The sequence below is a fragment of the Paenibacillus sp. LHD-38 genome (assembly GCF_031157315.1).
Lineage (GTDB): Bacteria > Bacillota > Bacilli > Paenibacillales > Paenibacillaceae > Pristimantibacillus.
On sequence record NZ_JAVIFU010000011.1, the window covers coordinates 87,082 to 111,198 of the forward strand.

The window sequence follows — 24,117 nt, forward strand, 5'->3', positions numbered from 1 at the left end:
AAGGTGCTTAATGTGGCGCATGCTGCACGCTGTACCTTGTCTGTCCACTAACCGTACGGGGGAGATTAAGTGACCATTTTCAAATATCGCTGGGGGTTTGCGTTTGTTTTTGTAGTCATGCTGGCGGCAACGCTCTTATTGTTTAATCCTCATGCCGTCAATGCTGCCGCTGTTGGAAAGATCACAAGTTTTGAAAAAACGGATGATAAAACGTTTACGATAACCGCTGGCAGCGATAAGGTCAAAGTTATTTTCTTGAAGGACGATATGGTACGCATATGGCTCGGAGCCGGAGGCCAGTTTACCGAATTGAAAGGGAAAACGTCAGCTAAGCCTGCTGAGCCTATTGTCATTAAGGAAGACTTTGGGGCAGTTACGGTTTCGTGGTCCGATGAGGGCGCTTATTACAAGATGGAGACTAACAAATTTGTGCTGCGCGCGAACAAAAGCTCTCTAAAGTTCGCCATGTATAAAAAGGATAATACAACGCTTGTATGGGAGGAAGCGAGCGGATTAACCTACAATGATTCATCGACGACGCAGAAGCTCGTTCGGGGCGATGATGAATATTTTTATGGCGGCGGGATGCAAAACGGTTTTTTCTCGCACCGAGGCCAAAAAATTGACATCGCAAATAAATACGGCAACTGGGGAAGCGGCACCGTGTCGAACCCGTCCCCTTTTTACATCAGTACTGCTGGTTATGGCGTGCTGCGCCATACGTTCCAGACGGGGGCCTATGATTTCGATAGCATCGTTTCTTTGACTCATAATGAAAAAAACTTTGATGCTTATTATTTTTACGGTGACACGATGAAAGACATTTTGAATGGCTATACCGATCTGACGGGCAAGCCTAGCTTGATTCCAAGATGGGGAATGGGCTTTGGAGATGCGAACTGTTATAACCGAGCTCCCGGGACGACGATTGACGTCGTAGACAAAGTTGCCAAAGCGTATCGGGATCATGATATGCCGGGCGCGTGGATTTTGCCGAATGACGGTTATGGCTGCGGCTACACCGATCTAGGCAAAACGGTAGATGAGCTGGAGAAGTTAGGCTTTCATACAGGGCTTTGGACGCAAAACGGCGTTGCCAACATTGCGCAGGAGGTCGGCGTGGACGGAACAAGGCTCGCCAAGCTTGATGTCGCTTGGGTCGGACCAGGCTATGACTTCGCCTTAAACGGAACGAAGCAAGCGTTCCAGGGCATTGAAAATAATTCGGATGCGCGGGGTTATGTCTGGTCCGTCGGGGGCTGGGCGGGGACACAGCGGTATTCCACCGTTTGGTCGGGCGATCAGTCGGGGGATTGGGAATATATCCGGTTCCACATTCCGACGTTGATCGGTGCTGGGCTCTCTGGCATCCCTTATGCGACAGGTGATGTGGATGGCATATTTGGCGGAAGCGCCAAAACGTATGTGCGGGACTTGCAGTGGAAGGCGTTCACGCCGATTCTGATGAGCATGTCCGGCTGGGCTTCGAAGGACAAACAGCCTTGGGTTTGGGGCGAGCCTTATACGAGCTACAATCGGGATATTTTGAAATTAAGAGAACGGCTGACTCCTTATTTCTACACCTATCTAAATGAAGCCTATGAATCAGGGGCGCCAATGGTTAGAGGAATGGTTTATGAATATCCTAACGATCCGAATACGAAGGGACTGCTCACGCAATATCAATTTATGTCCGGCGGTTCCTTGCTGGTAGCGCCTGTATACTCAGATACCTCAAGCAGAAACGGCATTTATTTACCAAAAGGCAAATGGACGGATTATTGGACGGGAGAAGCGCATTACGGCTCCAAAATGCTGGATGAATATGAGGCGCCGCTTGGTCGTCTGCCGCTTCTAGTAAAGGGCGGAGCGATCATTCCGATGTACCCAGAGTCGCTTTATGATGGTCAAGTTCTGCCGAATCCGATTACGTACGATATTTATCCATATCAAACGTCAAGCTTTGAAATGTATGAGGATGACGGCGTGACTAAAGAACATCGCAATGGGAAGTTTGCTAAAACGCTGATTACCTCGATAGCGCCTGAGCAAGGGACAGGAGATCTTGTCGTTCAGGTTGGTGCAAGCATAGGTGATTATAAAGGTAAGCTTGCTTCGCGTACGAATCAATTTATGATACACATGCCCAATAAGCCGACTGCCGTTTCTGTTGATGCATCCAGCTCTTCGGAGCTTGCGACGAAGTCTGTTTGGGATGCTTCAGCAAGCGGCTGGTATTACGATGCGCAGGACAAAGGAGGCATTCTTTTTGTTAAAACATCGGATTTGCCTACTAACCAAGGCTTCGAATTGAAGGTGTCCGGCTTCACGGCTGATACGACACCTCTTGTTGATGCGGTTGCTATTGAATTGCCTACGACAGATACGGATCCGAGCAAAATTCCGCAGGACGATATGATTGCAACGGCAACGAATGCGGATGCTTCTGCTCCTGCATCCAACGTGCTTGACGGCAATTTCGAATCGATCTGGAGCACTGCCCTGAATGGCAGCGCGCAATTGCCGCAGTCGGTGACGCTGAACTTAGGATTCAAACAATTTGTAAATAAGATCAAATACCTGCCAAGGCAATACGGCGGCACAGACGGGATCATCACCGACTACAACGTGTACGTCAGCTTGGACGGAACGAATTTCACGCTAGTGAGCAGCGGACAATGGAAGGCCGATAAAGTGGAGAAGGTCGATACCTTTGATACCGTTAAAGCCCTTTATGTGAAATTGGAAGCGACTGCGGGAGTAGGGAACTTTGCTTCTGCGGCGGAGATCAATGTGTACCGGGATCTGCTGAAGCCTGCGCCCACGCCGATTGCGAAAAAAGGGATGAGCGCCTCAGCAATAAGCTTCCAGCCTGGAAGCGAGGCTTCCAAAGCAATCGATGGCGATGCGAATACCGTGTGGCATACGAAATGGGACGGGTCGGATAAATTGCCGCAAGCGATCATTGTTGATCTTGGCAAGGCTTATGAGATCAGTCAGTTCCGTTATACGCCGCGCAAGGACGCTGCAAACGGAACGATTACCTCTTACAACTTATATGTCAGCACAGACGGCCAAACGTATACGAACATATCCAGTGGAACGTGGATTAGAAACAATTTGAAAAAATATGTTTCTTTTGATGCCGTTTCTGCCCGATATGTGAAGCTGGAAGCAGTAGCTGCAGTAGGCGGCTTCGTATCCGCTACTGAGCTTGATGTTTATGAAGCGCCGAAGGAGGCGCCTGGAATCGAGCTCATTTCAGAAGGTAAAGCTGCAGCTGCCGACAGCGAGGACCCAGCATTCCCGGCAGCCGCTGGAAATGATGGAAATTTGGACACCAGATGGTCTGCAAACGATGCGTCAGCTAACCATACTTGGACCGTTGATTTAGGCGGCATGTACGCGATTCAATCCTCGGAGGTTTCCTTCGAGCATAGCGATAAGCTTTATAAATACAAGATTGAAGTGAGAGAAGCCGGAAGTGCAAATTGGATTACGGTCGTTGACCGTTCAAGCAACACAACCATTGGGGCTGTGCTGAAGGATAACTTCGGCAGCCAAGGCAGATACGCGAGAATAACGATTACGGGTCTGCCGGATGCGAGTACGAAAGCTAGCTTCTCCGAGTTTAAATTATTCGGTATGCCATTAAACGGGGATCAGAAGACTACTGGCGTAACGCTCGATCGAGAGACTCTGGCGCTGAATGTGCTCGATGAGCCGGTCACGCTGATCGCTAGCGTAGAGCCTGAAGGAGCAGCGAACAAAGCGGTAACGTGGGTAAGCAGTAACCCAGGTGTGGCTGCTGTTGACAACAAAGGCAAGGTTACGCCGATGGGCGCGGGATCAGCGACGATTACCGTGACGACTGTAGACGGAGGCTTCTCGGCAACGAGTGAAGTCACTGTAACTGGTCAGCAGAATCTAGTTGAAATTCCGCAAAGCCAGATGAGCGCTTCGGCAACAAGCACGCAAACAGGTACCAATGATCCGAAGTATGCGCTTGACGGAGATCCGGATACGCATTGGCATACGAAGTGGTTCAACGTTGATCCGCTGCCGCAGTCGATTGTTGTGAATTTGGGCGGAACGTTCAAAATTAGTAAGCTCGGTTACTTGCCAAGGCCTGATTCCGGCAATGGAACCATTACCGGCTACAACGTGTACACAAGCATCGATGGCGTGACGTATACGAAGGTAACGAGCGGTACATGGCTCAAAAACAACTTGTTGAAGGAAGCTAATTTCAAACCGATCGAGGCTGCTTTTGTGAAGCTGGAAGCGATTCAGGGCATTGGCGAGTTTGCTTCGGCGGCGGAATTAACCGTGTTTCAAGTAGAGCAAGCTTCCGCAGAGCCGCAAACTGAACTGTCCGGCAAGGCAAGTGTACAGAGCGGAGAGCCGTTTGTTGTTCAGTTCGCAATAAAAAATGTTTTAAACAAGGCTTATGCGCAAGATATTGTTATCGATTTTGATTCATCTGTTATGGCGTTTATTTCAGCTAAGTCGTTAATTGATGGCGTGAAGCTTATTGAAACGACGACGGTTTCTCCGGGCAAGATTCGTTTTATTATTGCAAGCGCAGGTGAAGCCAACGCACTGACTGGAGATGTGCAGGTGCTGGAACTGAGCTTCAAAGCGAAGGACAGCGAGGAAGCGGTGACTGGAACAATGACTGTAACGGACGCTACACTCGCCGATGAGAATGGAATGGAGACGAAACTGAAATCTTCTTCTATGAGCGTAGAGGTCATCCCTGTTGAAGCAGGAATTCCTGGCGATACGAACAACGACGGAAAAATTAGCATCGGAGATTTGGCACTTATCGCTGTTCATTACGGCAAAGGTAAGGAAAGCTCGGATTGGGCACAAATCAAGCATATGGACCTTGATAAAAACGGTATTATCGACATCATCGATCTAGCGGAAGTTGCCAAAAAGATGATTGGTTAGGTATTGAGCTGTAAGCCTCATATAAATTCATTTATTGGCCGGTTGGCCGCTTCCGCCGCTGCGGAAGCGGCTGACCAAATAACGAGCATTTGGAGGCAATTAAGATGAAAGCTGTACGAACAAAAAGATATTTTATGGCTATAGTAAGCGCGGTCTTGCTCGTAACGACATGCCTTACCGGCATCGCTCCGCTAAAGGCATCTGCATCGCATAAGCCAAATGACCACCTAGCTGCTACACCGCCGATGGGATACAGCACTTGGAATGCGGTACGTTTCAATGTGAGCGACAAGCTGATTCGGGATGTAGCCGACAGCATGGCTAGCAGCGGTTTACGAGATTTGGGTTACGAATATATCAATATCGATGATGGCTGGCAAGGCAAAAGGAACGGCAACGGGCCCTTGCAGCCCAACCTTGCCAGATTTCCTAATGGGATGAAGGAGCTTGCCGATTATGTTCACAGTAAAGGGCTCAAGATTGGGATTTACACGGATATCGGTAATATAGGCTGCGGAGGTCAAACTGGCAGTTACGGTTATTACCAGCAAGATGTAAATCAATTTGCGGAATGGGGGTTTGATTATGTCAAAGTAGATGCTTGCGGAGCCAATGCACAAGGTCTAGACTTCAAGACTCAATATGAGCAATTCGCCGAAGCATTGAAAAATGCGAACCCGAAGCGGGATATCCTTCTTAATATTTGCGAGTGGGGACAACAGCAGCCTTGGAACTGGGCTCCGGCAATCGGCCATACATGGAGAGTCGGATACGATATCGACAATCAAGGCGATTATTGGGACGGCGTGCTCTATGAAATCGATCAGACCGTTCCGCATGCCGATGTTGCAGGGCCTGGCCATTTTAATGATCCTGACAGCTTGGAGGTTGGCGTTATCTCAGATAAGGTTGGGCGAAGAAGCTTGAGCTTCGATGAATCTGTATCCAACTTCAGCATGTGGTCGGTGCTAGCCTCTCCGCTTATGCTCGGCTTGGATGTAACGACTTTGGATGACCCGAGCTCTTACAGCAGCCAATTTGCATCTATTGTCAAAAACGCTGAAGTGATAGCTGTAAACCAAGATCCGGCTGGCATTCAAGGCAAGAGGGTAGATGAATCAACGCCAGGCCTGCAAGTATACGCCAAGCCATTGGGAAGCAAAACGAGCGGCGAAAGAGCCGTTGTTCTGCTTAATCGCTCTAATGCTCCGGTGAAGATGACGGTTAACGCCGACCAGATGGGCTTGCTGAACACGTTCTCGGTACGTGATCTATGGAAGCACAAAGATAAGGGCAATTTTGCCTACAGCTACTCCGACACCGTTCCCGCGCATGGAAGCGTCATGCTGAAAGTGAGCGGAACCTACAATCCTAAACAGCCGGAAGAGCAGGCGATAGTAAAATATGAAGCTGAAGCTAGCGGAAATACGCTAAGCGGAGCGGTTAAACTGCGCGCCGTGCCTGAAGCTTCAGGCGGTTCAGTCGTTGGTTATGTAGGAAACGGCACTGCAAACTCACTTCAATTCAACAACATTGCTGCTCCGGCAGCAGGTTCCTATCAGGTAACGATTAGTTACGTTAGCGGTGATGCCAGAAGCACAGAATTATATGTGAACGGCATTCATTTTTCAAATCTGTCCATGACCGCATCGGGAGGTTGGAGCAGTGTTCGCACAAGTGTGATTAACGTGGATTTAAACGAAGGCATGAATACGATCAGGTTCAGCAACACCAGCGCAGGCTCCTACTCTCCTGATTTTGACAAAATCGAAGTGACTGCGCAGCCTATTGCACACGAGATAGCAGGCGGGAAACCAGCATCCTCCGACAGCGAGGGACCGGACTTTCCTACATCAAACGGCAATGACGGCAGCATGGCAACGAAATGGACTGCATTAGACGTAAATCCAGACCATGAATGGACGGTCGATTTGGGGAGCAGACATTTGATGAAGTCCTCATCGATTTCTTTTGAAAAAAGCGATCAAGTATACAAATACAAAATTGAAGTGCGGGTTGAGGGCAGCGAAAAATGGGATATTGCCGTTGATCGCATGAACAATACGGAAGCTGGAGCCGTGCTGAAGGATGATGTCAGCAGCGTGGGGCGTTATGTGAAAATTTCAGTGACAGGGCTTCCTAACGTTAGCACCAAAGCAAGTTTCTGGGACTTCAAACTATTCGGAGAAGCAGTCGAAACGGAAAGCGAGAATGCGAAGACGGAGCTAACGGGAGCGGTCAATGTTCCAGCCGGAGAACCGTTCAAGGTCCGGCTAGGTCTAAGCGGCGCTATTCAAAATGTGTATGCTCAGGACATTACGTTAAGCTTTGATGCACAAGTCATGGAATTCGTGGATGCTCATTCATTGATCGATGGCGTTCAGGTTCTTGAAAGCGCAGCGGCAACGCCGGGGAAGATTCGACTCATTCTTGCTAGTAGAGGTCAAGAGCATGCAATCAATGGGGCTGCGCAAGTGGTAGAGCTGGGTTTTAAGGCGAGGAATATTGAGAAAACGCTTACAGGAAATATAGAGGTAGTGAAGGCAACTCTTGGCGACGGCAGCGGCACCGAATTGGAAGCGGCGCTTTCCGCGCACAGCGTTGAAGTGACAGCTGCTGAACAAGGAATACCAGGCGATATCAACCAAGACGGCAAAGTCAGCATCGGCGATCTCGCCATCGCAGCCGCTCATTATGGCAAGGACTCGACAAGCCCGGATTGGGCGAAAGCTAAAGCAGCAGATGTGAACGGCGACAATAAGATTGATATCGCGGATCTCGCATTTATTGCTACAAAAATTTTAACGTAATGGATTGAAATAGGGGGGAATGCTGCGCAGAGCAGTTTTTCCCCTCTCCCTATTATTTGAATTGGAGAGGAAATCATATGAGGCCTAATCGATGGTTACAAAAAGGGTTAGCTTTTTGCTTGATGACAGCTATGCTAGTTACCAGCTTTACGCTTCCGGCTTTTGCCCGGGCAGCGGGAGATCCTGCAATGACGGTTCTACCGGTAGTTGATAGCACCGACAGCAGCACTGACTTCGAGTCAGAACGGCGAATGAACTTTAACGACGACTGGCTTTTTCAAAGAGAAACTAGCGGCAGTATCGTAGGAGCACAGGCACCGGGCTTTGATGATTCTTCGTGGCGGCAGCTTAATTTACCTCACGACTGGAGCATCGAGCTTGATTTTAACGCGAATTCGCCCGCGACCCATGAAGGGGGATTTCTGGACGGCGGAATCGGTTGGTACCGCAAAGCCTTTACGATCCCATCATCAATGGCAGGAAAGCGTATTTCGATTGATTTTGACGGCGTGTATATGAACAGCACCACTTATTTAAACGGGCAGCAGATAGGTACATACCCTTATGGCTATAATGCTTTTTCCTATGATATTACCGATAAACTGTACACGGATGGCAGAGAGAATGTAATTGCGGTGAAGGTGAATAACACCCAGCCAAGCAGCCGCTGGTATTCGGGCAGCGGGATTTACAGAAATGTATATTTAACCGTTACGAACCCCGTTCATGTGGCTAGATATGGCACCTTCGTGACTACGCCAAATTTAGAAGCCGACTACGCCGAGGGCAGAGCAGATGTAAAGATTCAGACAAAAGTTAACAATGATTCAGGCAAGCCGGCACAGGTAAAAGTAAAATCAACGATTTATGCAGCTGATGGGACGGCGGTATCGACAGTCGAATCGAACCCGGCAACAGCTGCAAGCGGTAAGGTTACTCTCTTCGAGGATAAGGCGGTCATTGAGCATCCGACGCTGTGGAGCATCGATAACCCATACAGGTACACGCTTCAATCCGAAGTTTTCGTTGATGAACAGCTTGTAGATACCTATCAAACTCGCTTTGGCGCCAGATATTTTAAGCTGGATAACAATGAAGGCTTCTCCTTAAACGGAAAATACATGAAGCTGCATGGAGCATCTATGCATCATGATCTTGGTGCCCTTGGAGCCGCAACGAATGCTCGCGCTGTAGAGAGGCAAATGCAAATCATGAAGGATATGGGTGTGAACGCCATTAGGGTTACTCACAACCCAGCCTCGCCTGAGCTGCTGGAAGCTGCCAACCAATTGGGGCTGCTTGTGATCGAGGAAGCTTTTGACGCTTGGAATCAGTCGAAAAAGACGTATGACTACAGTAGATTTTTTTCTTCATGGGCAGAGCATGACGTTAAGGAAATGGTAGATAGAGGAAAGAATGAACCGTCTATCATCATGTGGTCATTAGGCAATGAAATTTATGATACGACCAATGCAAACGGGGTATCTACTGCCCGCAATCTTGTTCGTTGGGTGAAGGAGGTCGATACGACCCGTCCAACAACAATCGGCGAAGACAAAACGAGAGGCGACAAGGTAAATGTCACGCCGATCAATAGCTTCGTTAAGGAAATTTTGGATGCGGTGGACGTTGTCGGACTGAACTACAGTGAAAATAATTATGCCGGCTATCATGCGCAAAACCCAAGCTGGAAAATTTATGGCGCTGAAACCTCGTCTGCAACACGCTCGAGAGGGGTATACACACATCCGTACGCTTATAATCAGAGCACGAAATATGCGGATATGCAGCAATCCTCCTATGACAACGATTATGTGGGCTGGGGACGTACGGCGGAGGATGCTTGGAAATGGGACAGAGATTTGAAGCATATCGCCGGACAGTTTATATGGACAGGATTTGACTATATCGGCGAGCCGACACCTTATTACAACGCATTTCCGGCCAAAAGCTCTTATTTCGGCGCAGTGGATACGGCTGGATTTCCGAAAGATATTTTCTACTATTACCAAAGTCAATGGAAGGCAGAGCCAATGGTGCATCTTCTGCCTCATTGGAATTGGACAGAAGGGCAAACGGTTCGGGTACTAGCTTATTCGAACGCTCATAAGGTAGAACTGCTGCTTGGTGGCAAGTCGCTGGGCGAGCGAAGCTATGTGAACAAGACCACCTCATGGGGAGCCCCTTATAAAGAAACTGTGGAAGGAAAGACGTATTTGGAGTGGGCGGTGCCTTTCCAAGCGGGTACGTTGGAAGCGGTTGCCAAAGACGAAGCGGGCAAGATTATTGCAAGAGATAAAGTTGTAACTGCGGGCGTTCCGGCTGCCTTGAAGCTGACAGCTGATCGTCATGTGATCACGGCGGACGGCAGCGATTTGTCCTTCATAACGGTAGATGTTGTTGACAGCAAAGGGATCATCGTGCCTACCGCTGACAATCTCGTAAACTTCACCTTATCAGGAGGCGGCAAGCTAGCTGGTGTAGATAATGGCAATGCGGCCAGCGTCGAGAGATTCAAGGACAATAAACGGAAGGCGTTCAGCGGCAAAGCATTGGCTATTATCCAATCGGATAATCAGGCAGGCGAAATCACATTGACCGCAGCTTCCTCTGGACTTCTCGGAGCTTCGACTACGGTGTTTACTGTGCCGATCCCCGAGGACGATCAACTGATGGTGGCTGGAATCGAAGGAATTCATGTGACTACCGGCCTGAATGAACAACCTGTATTGCCAGCAACGGTCAATGTTTATTACAGCAATTCATCGGTCTCCGCCAAAAAAGTGAGTTGGGCAGCGGTTGATCCATCCCTTTACGCTAAAATCGGTAAGTTTGCGATTGAAGGTACGGTGGAAGGCATTACGGAAAAAGCAGTCGCTAATGTGACAGTTATGGGCATTGTTGCTGTAAAACCCGTTGCAATTGTGACAAAAGTTGGCGTGCTTCCTGATTTGCCATCGCAAGTCAGCTTGCTCTACAGCGATGATTCTGTGAAGAATGTTCCTGTCAACTGGGATGCAATACCTGCAGACAAAGTAAATCAGGCGGGCAGTTTTATCGTTGAGGGAAATGTAAGCGAAACGGCCATTCGTGCAAAAGCGGCGATTAGAGTGACAAGCGAAAGCCAGCAGGCGAATATAATGCTGCGCAAGGAAGGCTCGTTATTTCCGCAGCTCGAAGCCACTTTCACGAATCCGGCCGATAATTTGGCTCATATTAACGACGGAATTAAGAGCTATAACGACAATCCAGTAAATCGTTGGACCAATTGGACCCGAACGCCCCGTAATGAGGGCGATTCTATTACGGTCGATTTTGGGAAGGCCTACTCTGTAAACGAATTAGATTTGTTCGTATTTACGGATTCCGGGACGGTAGTGCCCGGTACGGTAACGGTGCAATATTGGAATGGCACGGCATGGGCAGATGTGAAAAATCAAACGAACCCGTCGCCTTATGTCGTTCAGAAGAACGTGATCCGATTTGATTCCGTAACGACGAGCAAGCTGAAATTTCATATGACTCCTTCGCAAGCCGGCAAGTATGTGGCGTTGACGGAGGTTGAAATTTATGCGGATCAGATTGCGATGGGTGCGACCGCTAATCTTAGCGGGATTACCGTCAATGGCGAAGCTTTAGCGGACTTTAGTGCCACGAAGCATGATTATGAGCTTGCTTTGCCTTACGGAAGTGAGCTTCCGGTAGTGGAAGCTGTTGGTGCGGATCATGCAACAGTAACCATACTGCCAGCACTTTCTTTCCCTGGAATAGCTAAAATTTACGTAACCTCGGAGAACGGACTTGTAAGCTCCGAATATGTCATCCGTACATGGATGGAAGAGGCTAAGCTGATTTCTGCAAAGCTGGAAGTAGAGAAAACCGCTATTATTGCGGACGATGTGATTGACTTGAAGGTTAGCGGGCTGCTTGAAAATGGAGATGGGGTTGATTTAACCGGATTAAACCCAACGTTTGCTTTTGACCCTAATATTGTCAAGATTGAAAATGGCAAGCTCTATGCGCTGCGTGAAGGAGAGGTAAGGGTTACGGCAACAGCAACGTACAAGGGCTCTACAGTAACGACGCCGGAGCTGTTGATTACGATTGCTAAAAATACGGCAGAGAAAGTAATTGAGAGCTTGGAGCCGGTTACGGTTATCGTAGATCGGGGCATCGCTCCTGTTCTTCCTGAAACGGTTGTTGCTCATTTTAAAACGGGACTCCCTCAAAACGTCAACGTTACATGGGGGGATATTGCACCTGCTCAATACGCGAAGCTAGGCGAGTTTGGCGTGCTGGGCGTAGTTGCAGGGACGAATATCAAGGCTCAGGCCAAGGTCATCGTCAAGGGTGCTGTTGCTGTCGAGCAAGTTTCCAAAGCGGCATTGCGTAGTCAAAAACCTAATTTGCCGGCAACGTTAACCGTCTATTTCAGTGACGGCACGACAGAGCAGATGGCGGTTGTATGGGCAGATATTTTGGCAGGCAGCTTAGAATCGGTTGGAATTTTTAAGCTTGAAGGCCATGTAGAAGGCATTGAGCTTAAAGCGAAGGCGAGCATTAGAGTAACCGACCAAGTTGGTGAGCAGCAAAATATTAGCAGAGCGAAAAATGGTTACGAATACCCGAAAGCAGAAGCTTCTTTCACGAACAGAGGAGCTGGATCGTCTGACAGAATCGAAGCGATTAATGATGATGTCATCTCTTACTCGGCAGAGCCTCATAATCGTTGGACGAACTGGCAAAGCGTACCGCGTTCCGGCGACTGGGTATCGATCACCTTTGGTGACTTCGAGCCTACCGAATACGATGTGGACAACATGGAGATTCATTGGTTCGCAGATAGCGGCACATCTTATCCGGCTAGTTTCAAGATCCAATATAAATCCGGCGACAGCTGGGTTGATGTTACTCATTTAAGGAGCGAGCCTTCGACGCCATCATTGAACAAAGCGAACAACTACACCTTCGATCGTATTAAGACGTCGGCGTTGAGGGTGGATATGACCGCTCAGACAGGTAAAAGCTTAGCCATTACCGAGCTGAAAATCGTATCGAAGCGTCCATCGGCGAATAGCGAGCCGAGCGTTTCCGATATTCAGCTAGACGGCAAAAGCATAATTGACGGGTTTGTGCAGACTAGCGGAAATTATGAATACAGCGCCCTTATTAGCAGCGGATCTGACATTCCTCAAATTACAGCAAAGGGTGAGGGGAATTCAAGCGTTACGATCGTGCCGGTTGTTTCGGCTCCGTCTACCGCGAAGGTGATTGTGAAATCGGAGGATGGCAAGCGAACAACCGTTTATAACATTCATTTTAGCATCGAGGATGATGGAACGCCGCAGCCCTTGAGCATGAAGCTAAACGGATCGGGAGCGGTGCAATCGATGCAAACCTTTACGGTTGATTTAGGTTTACAGCATGTTACGGCTCCGGTGCAAGCGCAGGACATCATCGTTCGTTATGATGCCGACAGATTCGAATTCGTTAAGGCAGACTCCAAGCTGGAACATGTTAAATTGATCGAAACCGTGTCAGGAACCTCTGGTCAGTTACGGTTGATCGTGGTCAGCGAAGGGGCAGAGCATGCGATTCGTTCGGATGGCGCAATCATCGAGATGACTTGGCGGGCGAGGGCAACCGAGCAGCCGGCTTCCGGTAAAATCGAAACGACGCAGGCGATCGTAAGCGATTCGGAGGGCATAGAAACAAATGCTGCGCACACTTCCCTTACCATCGATATTGCTCCGATCAGCCTTCCGTCTAACCCGGATGTGAATGGAGATGGTAAAGTGAGCATCGGCGATCTGAGTATCGCAGCGGTTCATTATGGCAAGGATTCGACAAGCCCGGATTGGGCGCAGGTTAAGCGCGCGGATATCAATGGCGACGGCAAGATCGGCATTGAGGATCTTGCAGCTATTGCAACAAAAATTGCTCTATATGACTCATGAGAGGGGATTTAATGAAATGAGTATTGGAATAAATAGGATAGCAGCCAAAACAGCACTTTTATTATCGGTAATGATGACTTATTCCATTATTGCAAGCTATATCGTACCGACATCGGGGGGGCTGGGAATGAAGGTTTCTGCGGATGCCGCAGCACGAGCGGTAGCAGCTTCGCCCTCGGAGAATGATCTGTCGCTCTGGTACCGCCAGCCGACTGCTAGCTGGGAGACGCAGGCGCTGCCGATCGGCAACGGACATATGGGCGGAATGGTTTTCGGAGGCGTTGATCAGGAGCGCATTCAATTTAATGAAAAGACGTTGTGGAGCGGCGGTCCCGGTGCGGACCCGAATTATCAATACGGGATAAAAGAAGGCGCTCAAACGCATGTGGAGACGATTCGAACATTACTGAAGGAGGGGAAGATTAACGAGGCCAAAGCGCTGGTGGGCCGCATTACGGGCAACATGGGCGCTAATGATTCATCCTTTGGAGCTTATCAAGCATTCGGTGATGTATTTCTGGACTTCAACAAGCAGGCGACTTTTACCGTGACAGCGAGCTCGTCCAATCCGGCTTACGGCGAAGGGATTGAGAAGCTTACGGATGGGTCCGTCGATACGAAATGGTATTCCGGTGACGGCCAGCCGCCATTTTGGATTCAATGGCAGTACAGCGAGGCGAAGGTGATCGCCAGTTATTCATTTACATCAGCGAATGATGTAGCCAATCGCGACCCGAAAAACTGGACGCTAAAAGGCTCGAATGACGGCGTGCAATGGACGGTACTGGATACAAGGACCAATGAAGAATTTGCAAGCCGCAAGCAAACGAAATCGTACACGTTTACGAATAGTCAGCCTTATGTGTACTATAAATTTGATCTTGTAAGCAAGGGCGGAACGCAAATTCAACTGTCTGAGCTTAAGATGAACGACGGAGTGGGAGTACCAAACAATGTAGACGATTACCGCCGTGAGCTGGATATTCAGAACGCGACGGCAAGCGTATCCTACAAGCAAAATGACGTGCAGTATAAGCGAGAGTATTTTCTCAGCTATCCGGACAAGGTGATGGTTATGAGGCTGACGACGGAAGGGAACCATCCGCTCAGCTTTGACGTGCGCGTTACAGGCGCGCAGCCTTCCAATTCCGTTACGGCTTCAGGGAATGACACCTTAGTTTTAAAAGGGTTGGTGCCTAGCAACAAGATGGGCTATGAAGCTCAGCTTAAAGTGAAAAACGAGGGCGGAACGGTTACAGCAAGCGGAGGGAAAATTAAAGTAGACGGGGCAAACGCAGTCACTATATTGCTAACTGCAGCTACGGATTACGCAAATAACTTCCCAACCTACAAGAGCGATATAACGCCTAAGGCGAAGGTTGAAGCAAATATGAGTGCAGCGGCAGCTAAAACGTATGAGCAGCTGCGCGCATCTCATCTCGCGGATTACAAGGAGCTGTTTGATCGTGTATCGCTTGATTTAAACGGTGGAACGCCTGAAATGTCTACCGATGAGCTGTTGAATAAATATAAAACGAACGCATCGGAGAGCGAGAAAAGAAGTCTGGAGGCTCTTTTCTTCCAATATGGGCGCTATCTACTGATTGCATCGTCGCGGGAAGGCTCGCTTCCGGCAAACTTGCAGGGCGTGTGGAATCAGGTGAACAATCCGCCTTGGAATAGCGATTATCATACGAACATTAATGTGCAAATGAACTATTGGCCATCTGAGGTTGTTAACCTAGCAGAGACGGATATTCCTTATATCGATTACATTGATTCGCTGCGTGAACCGGGACGTGTAACGGCGAAAAAACAGCATGGTATTCAAGGAGAGGGCTGGGCCATTCATACCGTTAACAATCCATTTGGCTATACCGCTCCAGGCTCTGATTTTTATTGGGGATGGTCGCCAGCAGCTAATGCCTTTATGGTTCAGCAGGTGTGGGATCGTTATGCTTTCAGCGGCGATACCGATCTATTAAAAGGCCAATTGTATGACATTATTAAAGAAACAACGCAATTTTGGCTGGAATATTTGGTAGAGGATTCGGATGGAAGCTTGGTGTCGTCCCCCTCCTATTCTCCTGAGCAAGGTGATGTAGCAATCGGCGTATCCTACGACCAAGAGCTTATCTGGGGCTTGTTCACGCAATTTATTGAAGCAAGCGAGCTATTAGGCTTGGATGATGACTTGCGATTGGAAGCTATTGAGAAGCGGAACAAGTTGTGGCTGCCGAAGGTCGGAAACTGGGGGCAAGTGCAGGAATGGAAAAATGATATCGACAATCCAAACGACCAGCACCGTCATATCTCGCATTTGATCGGCTTATATCCGGGCACGCTCATTAATAAAGTGGATACGCCTGATTTGTTTGCAGCGGCAAAGGTGACTTTGAATGCTCGCGGCGATGGCGGAACAGGCTGGAGCAAGGCGAACAAAATCAATTTATGGGCGCGTCTGCAAGATGGTGACCGTGCGCATAAGCTGCTTGGCGAGCAGTTGAAAGGCAGCACCTTGCCAAATCTATTTGACACGCATCCTCCTTTCCAAATCGACGGAAACTTTGGCGCGACATCGGGCATAGCGGAAATGCTGCTGCAAAGCCATACCGGAACGATTGACCTGTTGCCGGCTATACCTTCCGCCTGGGAGGCGGGAAGCGTGAAGGGCTTAGTCGCAAGGGGCGGCTTTGAGGTAGCGATGACATGGAAAGGCACAGTGTTGAAGGAAGCAACTCTTACATCCAAACAAGGGAACGAAGCAAAAGTGAAGTATAAAGATTTTGTTCAGCAAGGCTCCTTTGATATCGTTCGTGCTTCAGACAATAAAACGGTGAAGTACATCATGAAAGACGGTGTCGTATCATTCGGCACAGAAGCAGGGCAGCAATACCGCTTCATATCGCATGTGAAGCCTCCGGTCTTGCCGATCAAAGTAGATGATCGCGACCCATCGATTGTGTATTCAGGGACATGGGGACCTTACAATGATTCGGGCGATTATAAAGGTACGGAATCCTTTAGCAGCACAGCAGGCAGCTATGCAGAATTTACGTTCGCAGGCACAGAGATTAAGCTGATAAGCGCGCGTCAAACGAACCATGGTTTAATTAATGTTTATATCGATGGTGAATTAGCGGCTGAAAATATTGATGGCTACGGGACCGCTACTTCCAAGCAGCAAATTCTATTTCAAAAGGCTGGTTTGTCCAAAGGGACACATACGATAAAAGTCGTGGTGAATGGAACGAAAAACAACGCCTCATCTAATACGATAGGCATGATTGACGCCTTCGAGTATCTCCCATTTGACGAAGAAGCGGAGCTTCCGGCAACAGAACTAACGGGACCAACGTCCATTGCTAGCGGAAAAACGTTCACTGTAGGCGTTGGCCTTAAAAGCGTTACGAAGTCCGTTTATGCGCAAGATTTTAGGCTCAGCTATGATGCAGATCGATTCGATTTTGTATCTGCAGAAGCAGTTAAGGACGGCGTCCAGCTGCTGGAGTCGAAGCACAGCTCGCCCGGCGTTCTGCGGCTCATTCTAGCTAGTGTCGGTGCTGGTCATGCTGTGACTGGTGATGCAAAGGTGCTGGATATTGTTTTTAGTGCAAAGGAAACATCCCAAACTGCTGTAGGAAACGTTGCGATTACCGCTGCAGAGCTTGGGGATGCAGAGGGAAGCGAGTCGAGCGTAGGTCTTGCCTCTATGGAGATCGAGGTTACGCCGGAAGTGAAAGGGAATTCTGAGGATGTTAACGGCGACGGTAAAGTTAGCATCGGGGATCTTGGCATTATTGCTAAGCATTATGGTAAAAATTCATCTAGTCCAGACTGGGCTCAAATCAAGCATGCTGACATCAATGGAGATGACACAATCGATCTCATAGATCTTGCAGCTGTCGCTAGAAAAATGCTGGAATAACATTTTCAAAACGGGGGAGATGCATGAGCTATTAGCATGCGCTCCCCCTTCTATTAAAGAAGAAATGCAAATGAGAGCAATAAATATCAATGTGACAACAAAAGACATCATTTAGATATGTTTACAAAGTCTATAAAATAAAGTAACAACTGGTATTTGAAGCAACTAGAGATAGGAGGCAGTGATCTGGTATGCGAAATAAGTGATTAAGGGACGGTGATTTTAAGTTTGTAGTAAGGAGATACTCAAATATGGTTTAAAGGAGCTGTATCCATTGAAAAGAGCTGCATCTGCCATTCTTGCATTGATCCTGATGTTCACCATGCTTCCTGCGACGATAATGGCCAATGAACAACCCTTGGAGACACCTGATCCAAGCTTAGTATTTCGTGCAGAAAATCAGCAAATCTACAACAATAACTATACAAATCTGAACGATAAAGTGGATGCGCTGAAAGGGCTGGAGGAAGGAACGATTATCGTTAGATTTCGTTATACAGGCACCTCGATTATGTCTTTATTCTCGCTTAGCAATAGTACTAAGGCTAACGGACATTTTCATCTTTACATTACCCCGGCAGCCATTGGCAGTGAAAACCGTTTAGACGCGCCGGGTCAGACAGCATCCAATACGCATGTCAAAGCTGATATTGCCGTGAAGCAGAATGAGGTTCATACGGTGGCATTGGTCGTAGACAAAAATCAGGGTTATAAATATTTCCTTGATGGAAAGCTCGTTAAAACGGACACGACATCGGCAAGAAAGTTTATGAGCAATGTTTTTGAGCCCAATAGCGCGCAATTGGGGCGTACGGAAAGACCCGCTGGCTCCAATCAATACGCATTTAACGGCGAGATTGATTTTGCAGAGGTGTACAGCAAACCGATTGCCGACCAGGAGCTCCTTGCCATTACAGGAGTAACGAATACAACTCCGGTTCAAAACCCTTTGCCTGAGGGTGCCTTGATTACAGATCCGTACTCGGTCTATTATCCAGGCCAATACGGCTCTAACGCATACCGTATTCCAGCGCTTCTGCAAACGGAAGACGGAACGCTATTAGCAGGTATCGACAAACGGATTAATCATGGCGGTGATTCCCCGGCAAACATCGATATGCTCGTAAGAAGAAGCTTGGACAATGGGAAGACGTGGGAAGCTAACGGGGTTCTCATTAACGACTATCCTGGAAACGCATCCAATATTGATCAAGCTTTGCTGCAGGATCGTGAAACGAAAAGAATCTTTTCTCTGGTTCTCGGCTTTCCCGATGGCGGAGGGTATCCGACCTCGGTGAAAGGCAGCGGCTTTAAGACGGTAAATGGAAAGCAATATTTGATACTTAAGGATCAAAGCAATAACGAGTACACCGTAAGAGAAAATGGCGAGGTGTATGACAGCTCAAACGTTAAAACAACGTACAAGGTAGATCAGAAGCGAAACTTGTATAACAACGATGTCAAGGTAAGCCATATTTTCCTGCCAGCTTCGCCTTTAAAGCCGATTCGAACTTCTTATCTTGAGCTTTGGCACAGTGATGATGAGGGTCTAACGTGGGAAGGTCCGGTGGATATGAATCCGGGGATGAAAGAGGAGTGGATGGCTTTCCTCGGAGCCGGACCGGGAACAGGCATTCAGTTGACTGAAGGGGATAAAGCGGGAAGACTTGTTTTTCCTGTTTACTTCACGAATGAGAATAGCGCGCAAGCAAGCGCAGTCATCTATAGCGATGATCATGGCGCTACATGGCATCGCGGCGAATCGCCTAATGAAGGGCGTATTGTGAACGGCGTTACTTTAAATGAAAGAACTTTTACAGGCAATGAGCTTACAGAATCACAGGTTGTTGAAATGCCGGACGGCCAGCTGAAGCTGTTCATGCGGAATTATTCGGGCTTTGCCCAAATTGCGACAAGCTTTGACGGTGGTGAAACATGGGATTCGGAGGTTGTGACCGAACGCGGCCTGCCAGCGGCTTACTGTCAAATGACGGCTATTCGCTATGACGGACAAATTGATGGGAAGGAAGCTGTTATTTTTGCCAGCCCTGGAAGCTCGTCAAGCCGAATCAACGGTACGGTCAAAGCGGGCTTGATCGTTGAAAACGGAAAGCACTCGAATGGCAGAACGAAATATGAGTTCGATTGGAAATATTCGCAGCTGGTGAAGGAGGGTCATTATGCGTATTCGAGTCTAGCGAATCTAGCAAATGGTGAAATTGGACTATTCTATGAAGGTACCGGAAGCGAGCAAATGAGCTTTATCAAATTTAATGAAAAATATTTGAAATGGCAGCGTCAAGGAAGCAGTCCTGAAGCGAAGCTAAATGCTATTGCGATTGATGCGCCTAAGCCAGACGGATATGCGGCAAACGATAAGCTGCGGATTAAAGCAGTATTTAATCATTATATGATGCTTAGCGGCGACAAAAGCTTAAAAGGCACAATCGGCGATAAGGCGGTCGTGTTCCAATTGGCAAGCCAAAATGGCTCAGGCACGGAATTTATCTTTGAAACGGAATTCCCTGAGCTTGCGCCCGGCTCTTATACGTTGAAGGCAGCGTTTGATGCTAATCTCAAAGCCTACAATGCATATGGAAATGCGCTTAATACGCAAGCGGTTGAGAATAAGCTGGAAACGCAAGTCGTCTCAGGCTCATTTGAAGTGCAGGGTGCTTCGACTGAGCTAACGGGGGTAAGCGCAGCCTTATCTGGTGAAGCATTCAACATTCAATTAGGTTTGAAAAATGTAACGCAAAGCGTATACGCGCAAGACATTACGGTGCTATACGACGCTGCTGTCATGGAATATACGTCTGTAATATCTTTAATTGACGGTATTCAATTAATAGAAACGATTACAAGCGAGCCGGGCAAAATTCGCTTCATATTGGCTAGTGCTGGTGCCGATCATGGAGTAACTGGTGATGCGAAATTGCTAGAGCTCAGCTTTAAGGCGAAGGATGTGACCGAAGCGGCTGCGGGTACAATCGAAGTCTCGACCGCTGTACTCGGGGATGAGCTCGGAGCGGAAACAGAAGCTGCTCCATCGTCGATTAGCATCGAAGTGACTCCTGCTGCAACAGGAATAGCTGGAGATATCAATGGCGATGGCAAGGTAAGCGTTGGCGATCTTGGCATTGTAGCCGCCCAGTACGGCAAGGATTCAACAAGTCCGGATTGGGAGGAAGCCAAACACGCGGATATCAATAAAGACAAAAAAATCGATATTGAGGATCTCGCAGCCGTTGCCAAAATCATCTTAGAATAAAGTCACAGGGGTAGGCATAACGCCTACCCTTTTCTTTATCCGGCTTGTACGTTCAATGATGCTTTGTTAGGGGAGGCTTTTATCAATCATGCGGAAAAAATCCTTTTTGCCCAAATTATTTATATGGTGTTTATTGTTATCTCTGATGTTGCCAAATCTAGCGCAGACCGAGCAGGCTAAAGCTGCTTCGAATGAGGAGTCTATGTCATTTATTATCAATGATTTTGAAATCGGCGACGGGATTAATCAGTTCAAATACTTTGGTCCATGGGGAGTCAGTACAGGTATCAGCGGTCTTCATAACGGTGATGAGCATTGGTCTAACGCCGCTAACTGGAGTGACCCGAACGATGTGTATTTTACGGTAAAGTTCGTAGGGGAGCGAATCATGCTTTATGGGATCACAGGGCCGAGACATGGCATATATGCTGTCTCCGTTGACGGAGGAGAAGCAACCGAGGTAGATGCGTATTCTGCGAACAGAACATTTAATCAGGTGATCTTCGATAGCGGGGCTTTGGCTAGTGGCGAGCATATTGTGAAGGTCAAAGCAACCGGCAAAAAAACAGGGACAGCGCCGGATATGCAAATCGATTATGCAGAGGTGACAAAGCAGGTCGTACATGCAACGGGGATTGAAATGGACGCTGAGCCTCTCGTTATTGAGGAGGGTTCAGTTGTTCAGCTTCGTGCCTCTGTATTGCCGGCAAACGCAACGAATAAGAGTGTAGTATGGTCATCAAGCAATGCGAGTATAGCTCAAATTGATGAACAAGGCAGATTGACGGCGGAAAATGCAGGCAATGTGACCGTTACAGCTGCTAGTTTAGATGGGGGATTCCGAGCGATGCGGGAGATTCAAATCAAAGCGGGCTCGCATTTTTTGAAGGGGGCAGTAGGGACGACCGATATGCATTATGTCAAAGCGAACTTGTTTGACGACTATAAACGAGTTGACTATGAGGAACTATCACAATTGACGGATAAAGCTTGGAAAGGCAGCGCATGGAAGGGCGATCGCGCAAGCGCGCAGCTTGTTTTATGGACAACGAGCAAGGTGCAGGAACAGGTTTCATTGACGATAGGAAGCCTTGTCGATCATAAAAACAATAAAATAGACGCTTCTCATCTTACCGCTCATTTTGTCAAAACGACAAAAGCGGCGCGAGGCAATCCTTCGCAAGGAAAGCCGCAGGAGCTGATACCGGATATTCTTGATTCGGCGGAACCTGTCAGCATGGAAAAGTTCAGCGTTCAGCCGATATGGGTTTCGATTGATGTGCCTAGAGATGCTGCTGCGGGACAATATACGGGACAAATGACGGTGCAAGCAGCATCTGGCGAAAATGTAGCCTTCACCCTTTAATTAGAAGTGCTCGACTTGACTTTGCCGGAAGTAAAGGACTGGGAGTTTGCGCTTGATTTATGGCAAAACCCGTATGCGGTTGCAAGGATCAACCACATTTCAGCAGACCAGCTTTGGACGAAGGCGCATTTTGACGCGATGAAGCCGCATTACAAGATGCTGGCCGAGGCCGGCCAGAAGGTCATTACCACTACGGTGACGTATGATCCATGGAATTCACAAACGTATGACCGATATGACAGCATGGTGAAATGGACGAAGAAAGCGGACGGCAGCTATGCATTTAATTTTGACATATTCGACAAATGGGTTCAATTTATGATGGAGTTAGGTATTGATAAGCAAATTGATGCTTACAGTATGGTTTCTTGGGCAAGCAAAATCAAATATTTCGATGAGGCACAGAACAAGGACATCATTGAAACCGTTCAAATCAGCAATCCAAAGTGGACGGTCATGTGGCGAGCTTTCTTGCAGGCATTTGTTCCTCATCTTGAGGAAAAGGGCTGGCTGGACATCACTTATATGGCGAATGATGAGCGATCATTAAACGACTTGATCAAGGCGGCTGACTTAATTGATGAAGTGTCGGACGGTAAGCTTAAAGTATCTGCCGCAATGAACTACAGCAGTTTAAATGATCCGCGGCTCGATCGCATTCAAAATATTTCGGTCGGCCTTCATTATGTTCAGCATGACGACAAGCAGTTATCGAATATTTCCGAGCGCAGAAGATCGCTTGGGCTAATTACAACGATTTATAACTGCGTGGGGCATTATCCCAATAGCTTTACCCGTTCCAATCCCGCTGAGCCCGTGTGGGTCATGTGGTATACGATGCGCCACAAGACCGATGGATACTTAAGGTGGGCGTTCGACTCCTTTGTGGAAAACCCGTTTGAGACTACCGATTTCAAAACCTGGGAGTCAGGCGACTCCGCTCAAGTTTATCCGGGAGCAATAAGCTCTGTGCGCTTCGAGAGAATGAAGGAAGGCATTCGAGATGTTGAGAAGGTCAGATATTTGACGAAGCAAGATGCAGCAATCGGTGAGGAATTGGCAGCTGGAATATGGGCAATGAAGAATGTCGGCCATGCGCTTGATCCATTCGGCGGTGTGAAAGATCCTGGCATGGTTGATATTCCGCAGGAGGTAAATCGGTTGAAGGCTGTATTAGATGATGCAACGAGAAGGTATATCCAAAAGGAGCAAGGCCCGCTTGAAGAAGGAGCTGTCCTTGATGGCCCGGCAAAAGTCCAATCGGGTGAATCCTTTGTCGTCAAATACGGATTGCTGCATGTCGCATCTCCTGTGCAGGCGCAGGATGTAAAGATACGTTATGATGCGAGCCGTTTTGAGTTTTTGGAAGCGAAATCCACGCTTGAGAACGTTAAAATCGTTCATTCCGTGAAGGGCGAGGAGCAGATTCGATTGCTTATCGTCAGCATAGGGGCGGAGCATGCGATTGGCAAAGATGGTCTCTTCATTGATTTGAAATTTCGAGCCAATGCTGCGGAACAAGCGAGCCAAGGCGCTATCCATGCTAATGAGCTGACTGTCAGCACGGCAGACGGTGTAGAAGCGATCCTTGCTCCTGCGACAATCGCTGTCGAAGTTATGCCGATCGTTTCCGGCTTCCCTGAGGATGTAAACAAAGACGGCAAGGTCAGCATTGGCGATCTTAGTATCGCTGCGGCGCATTATGGCAATACAACAAGCAGCCCGGATTGGGACACTGTCAAGCGCGCTGACATCAATAATGACGGGAAGATTGACGTTCAGGATCTTGCGGCAATCGCTTCTAAAATCGTATAAATCGGAGGTTTAGC

General features: G+C 48.2%; 7 protein-coding genes. All 7 read left to right on the top strand.

Features of this window, described 5'->3' with window-relative positions; all coding sequences use genetic code 11:
* Positions 1-69 precede the first annotated feature (69 nt).
* Positions 70-4,956, top strand: a complete 4,887-nt coding sequence (locus RCO25_RS11685) for a discoidin domain-containing protein (RefSeq protein WP_308996320.1) — start codon at positions 70-72, stop codon at positions 4,954-4,956.
* Positions 4,957-5,060: 104 nt separating this feature from the next.
* Positions 5,061-7,766, top strand: coding sequence for a cohesin domain-containing protein (locus RCO25_RS11690; RefSeq protein WP_308996321.1), 2,706 nt, complete (start codon positions 5,061-5,063; stop codon positions 7,764-7,766).
* 77 nt (positions 7,767-7,843) lie between these two features.
* A complete protein-coding gene (locus tag RCO25_RS11695; protein ID WP_308996322.1) occupies positions 7,844-13,723 on the top strand; it encodes an Ig-like domain-containing protein in 5,880 nt (1,959 codons plus the stop codon).
* Positions 13,724-13,739: 16 nt separating this feature from the next.
* Positions 13,740-17,651 carry a glycosyl hydrolase family 95 catalytic domain-containing protein gene (locus RCO25_RS11700; protein WP_308996323.1) on the top strand — a complete coding sequence of 1,304 codons (3,912 nt, stop codon included), beginning with the start codon at positions 13,740-13,742 and terminating at the stop codon, positions 17,649-17,651.
* Between the two features lie 274 nt (positions 17,652-17,925).
* Positions 17,926-20,922, top strand: coding sequence for a sialidase domain-containing protein (locus tag RCO25_RS11705; RefSeq protein ID WP_308996324.1), 2,997 nt, complete (start codon positions 17,926-17,928; stop codon positions 20,920-20,922).
* Positions 20,923-21,010: 88 nt separating this feature from the next.
* A complete protein-coding gene (locus RCO25_RS11710; RefSeq protein ID WP_308996325.1) occupies positions 21,011-22,288 on the top strand; it encodes an Ig-like domain-containing protein in 1,278 nt (425 codons plus the stop codon).
* A 15-nt stretch (positions 22,289-22,303) separates the two neighbouring features.
* Positions 22,304-24,103 (top strand): glycoside hydrolase domain-containing protein, encoded by a 1,800-nt coding sequence (locus RCO25_RS11715; RefSeq protein WP_308996326.1) that lies wholly within the window; start codon positions 22,304-22,306, stop codon positions 24,101-24,103.
* The last annotated feature ends 14 nt before the right edge of the window (positions 24,104-24,117 follow it).

What these genes read in the sequence shown, in the direction of transcription:
- RCO25_RS11690 (WP_308996321.1), top strand. Translation starts at nt 5,061, where the DNA reads ATGAAAGCTGTACGAACAAAAAGATATTTTATGGCTATAGTAAGCGCG.
- RCO25_RS11695 (WP_308996322.1), top strand. Translation starts at nt 7,844, where the DNA reads ATGAGGCCTAATCGATGGTTACAAAAAGGGTTAGCTTTTTGCTTGATG.
- RCO25_RS11700 (WP_308996323.1), top strand. Translation starts at nt 13,740, where the DNA reads ATGAGTATTGGAATAAATAGGATAGCAGCCAAAACAGCACTTTTATTA.
- RCO25_RS11710 (WP_308996325.1), top strand. Translation starts at nt 21,011, where the DNA reads ATGCGGAAAAAATCCTTTTTGCCCAAATTATTTATATGGTGTTTATTG.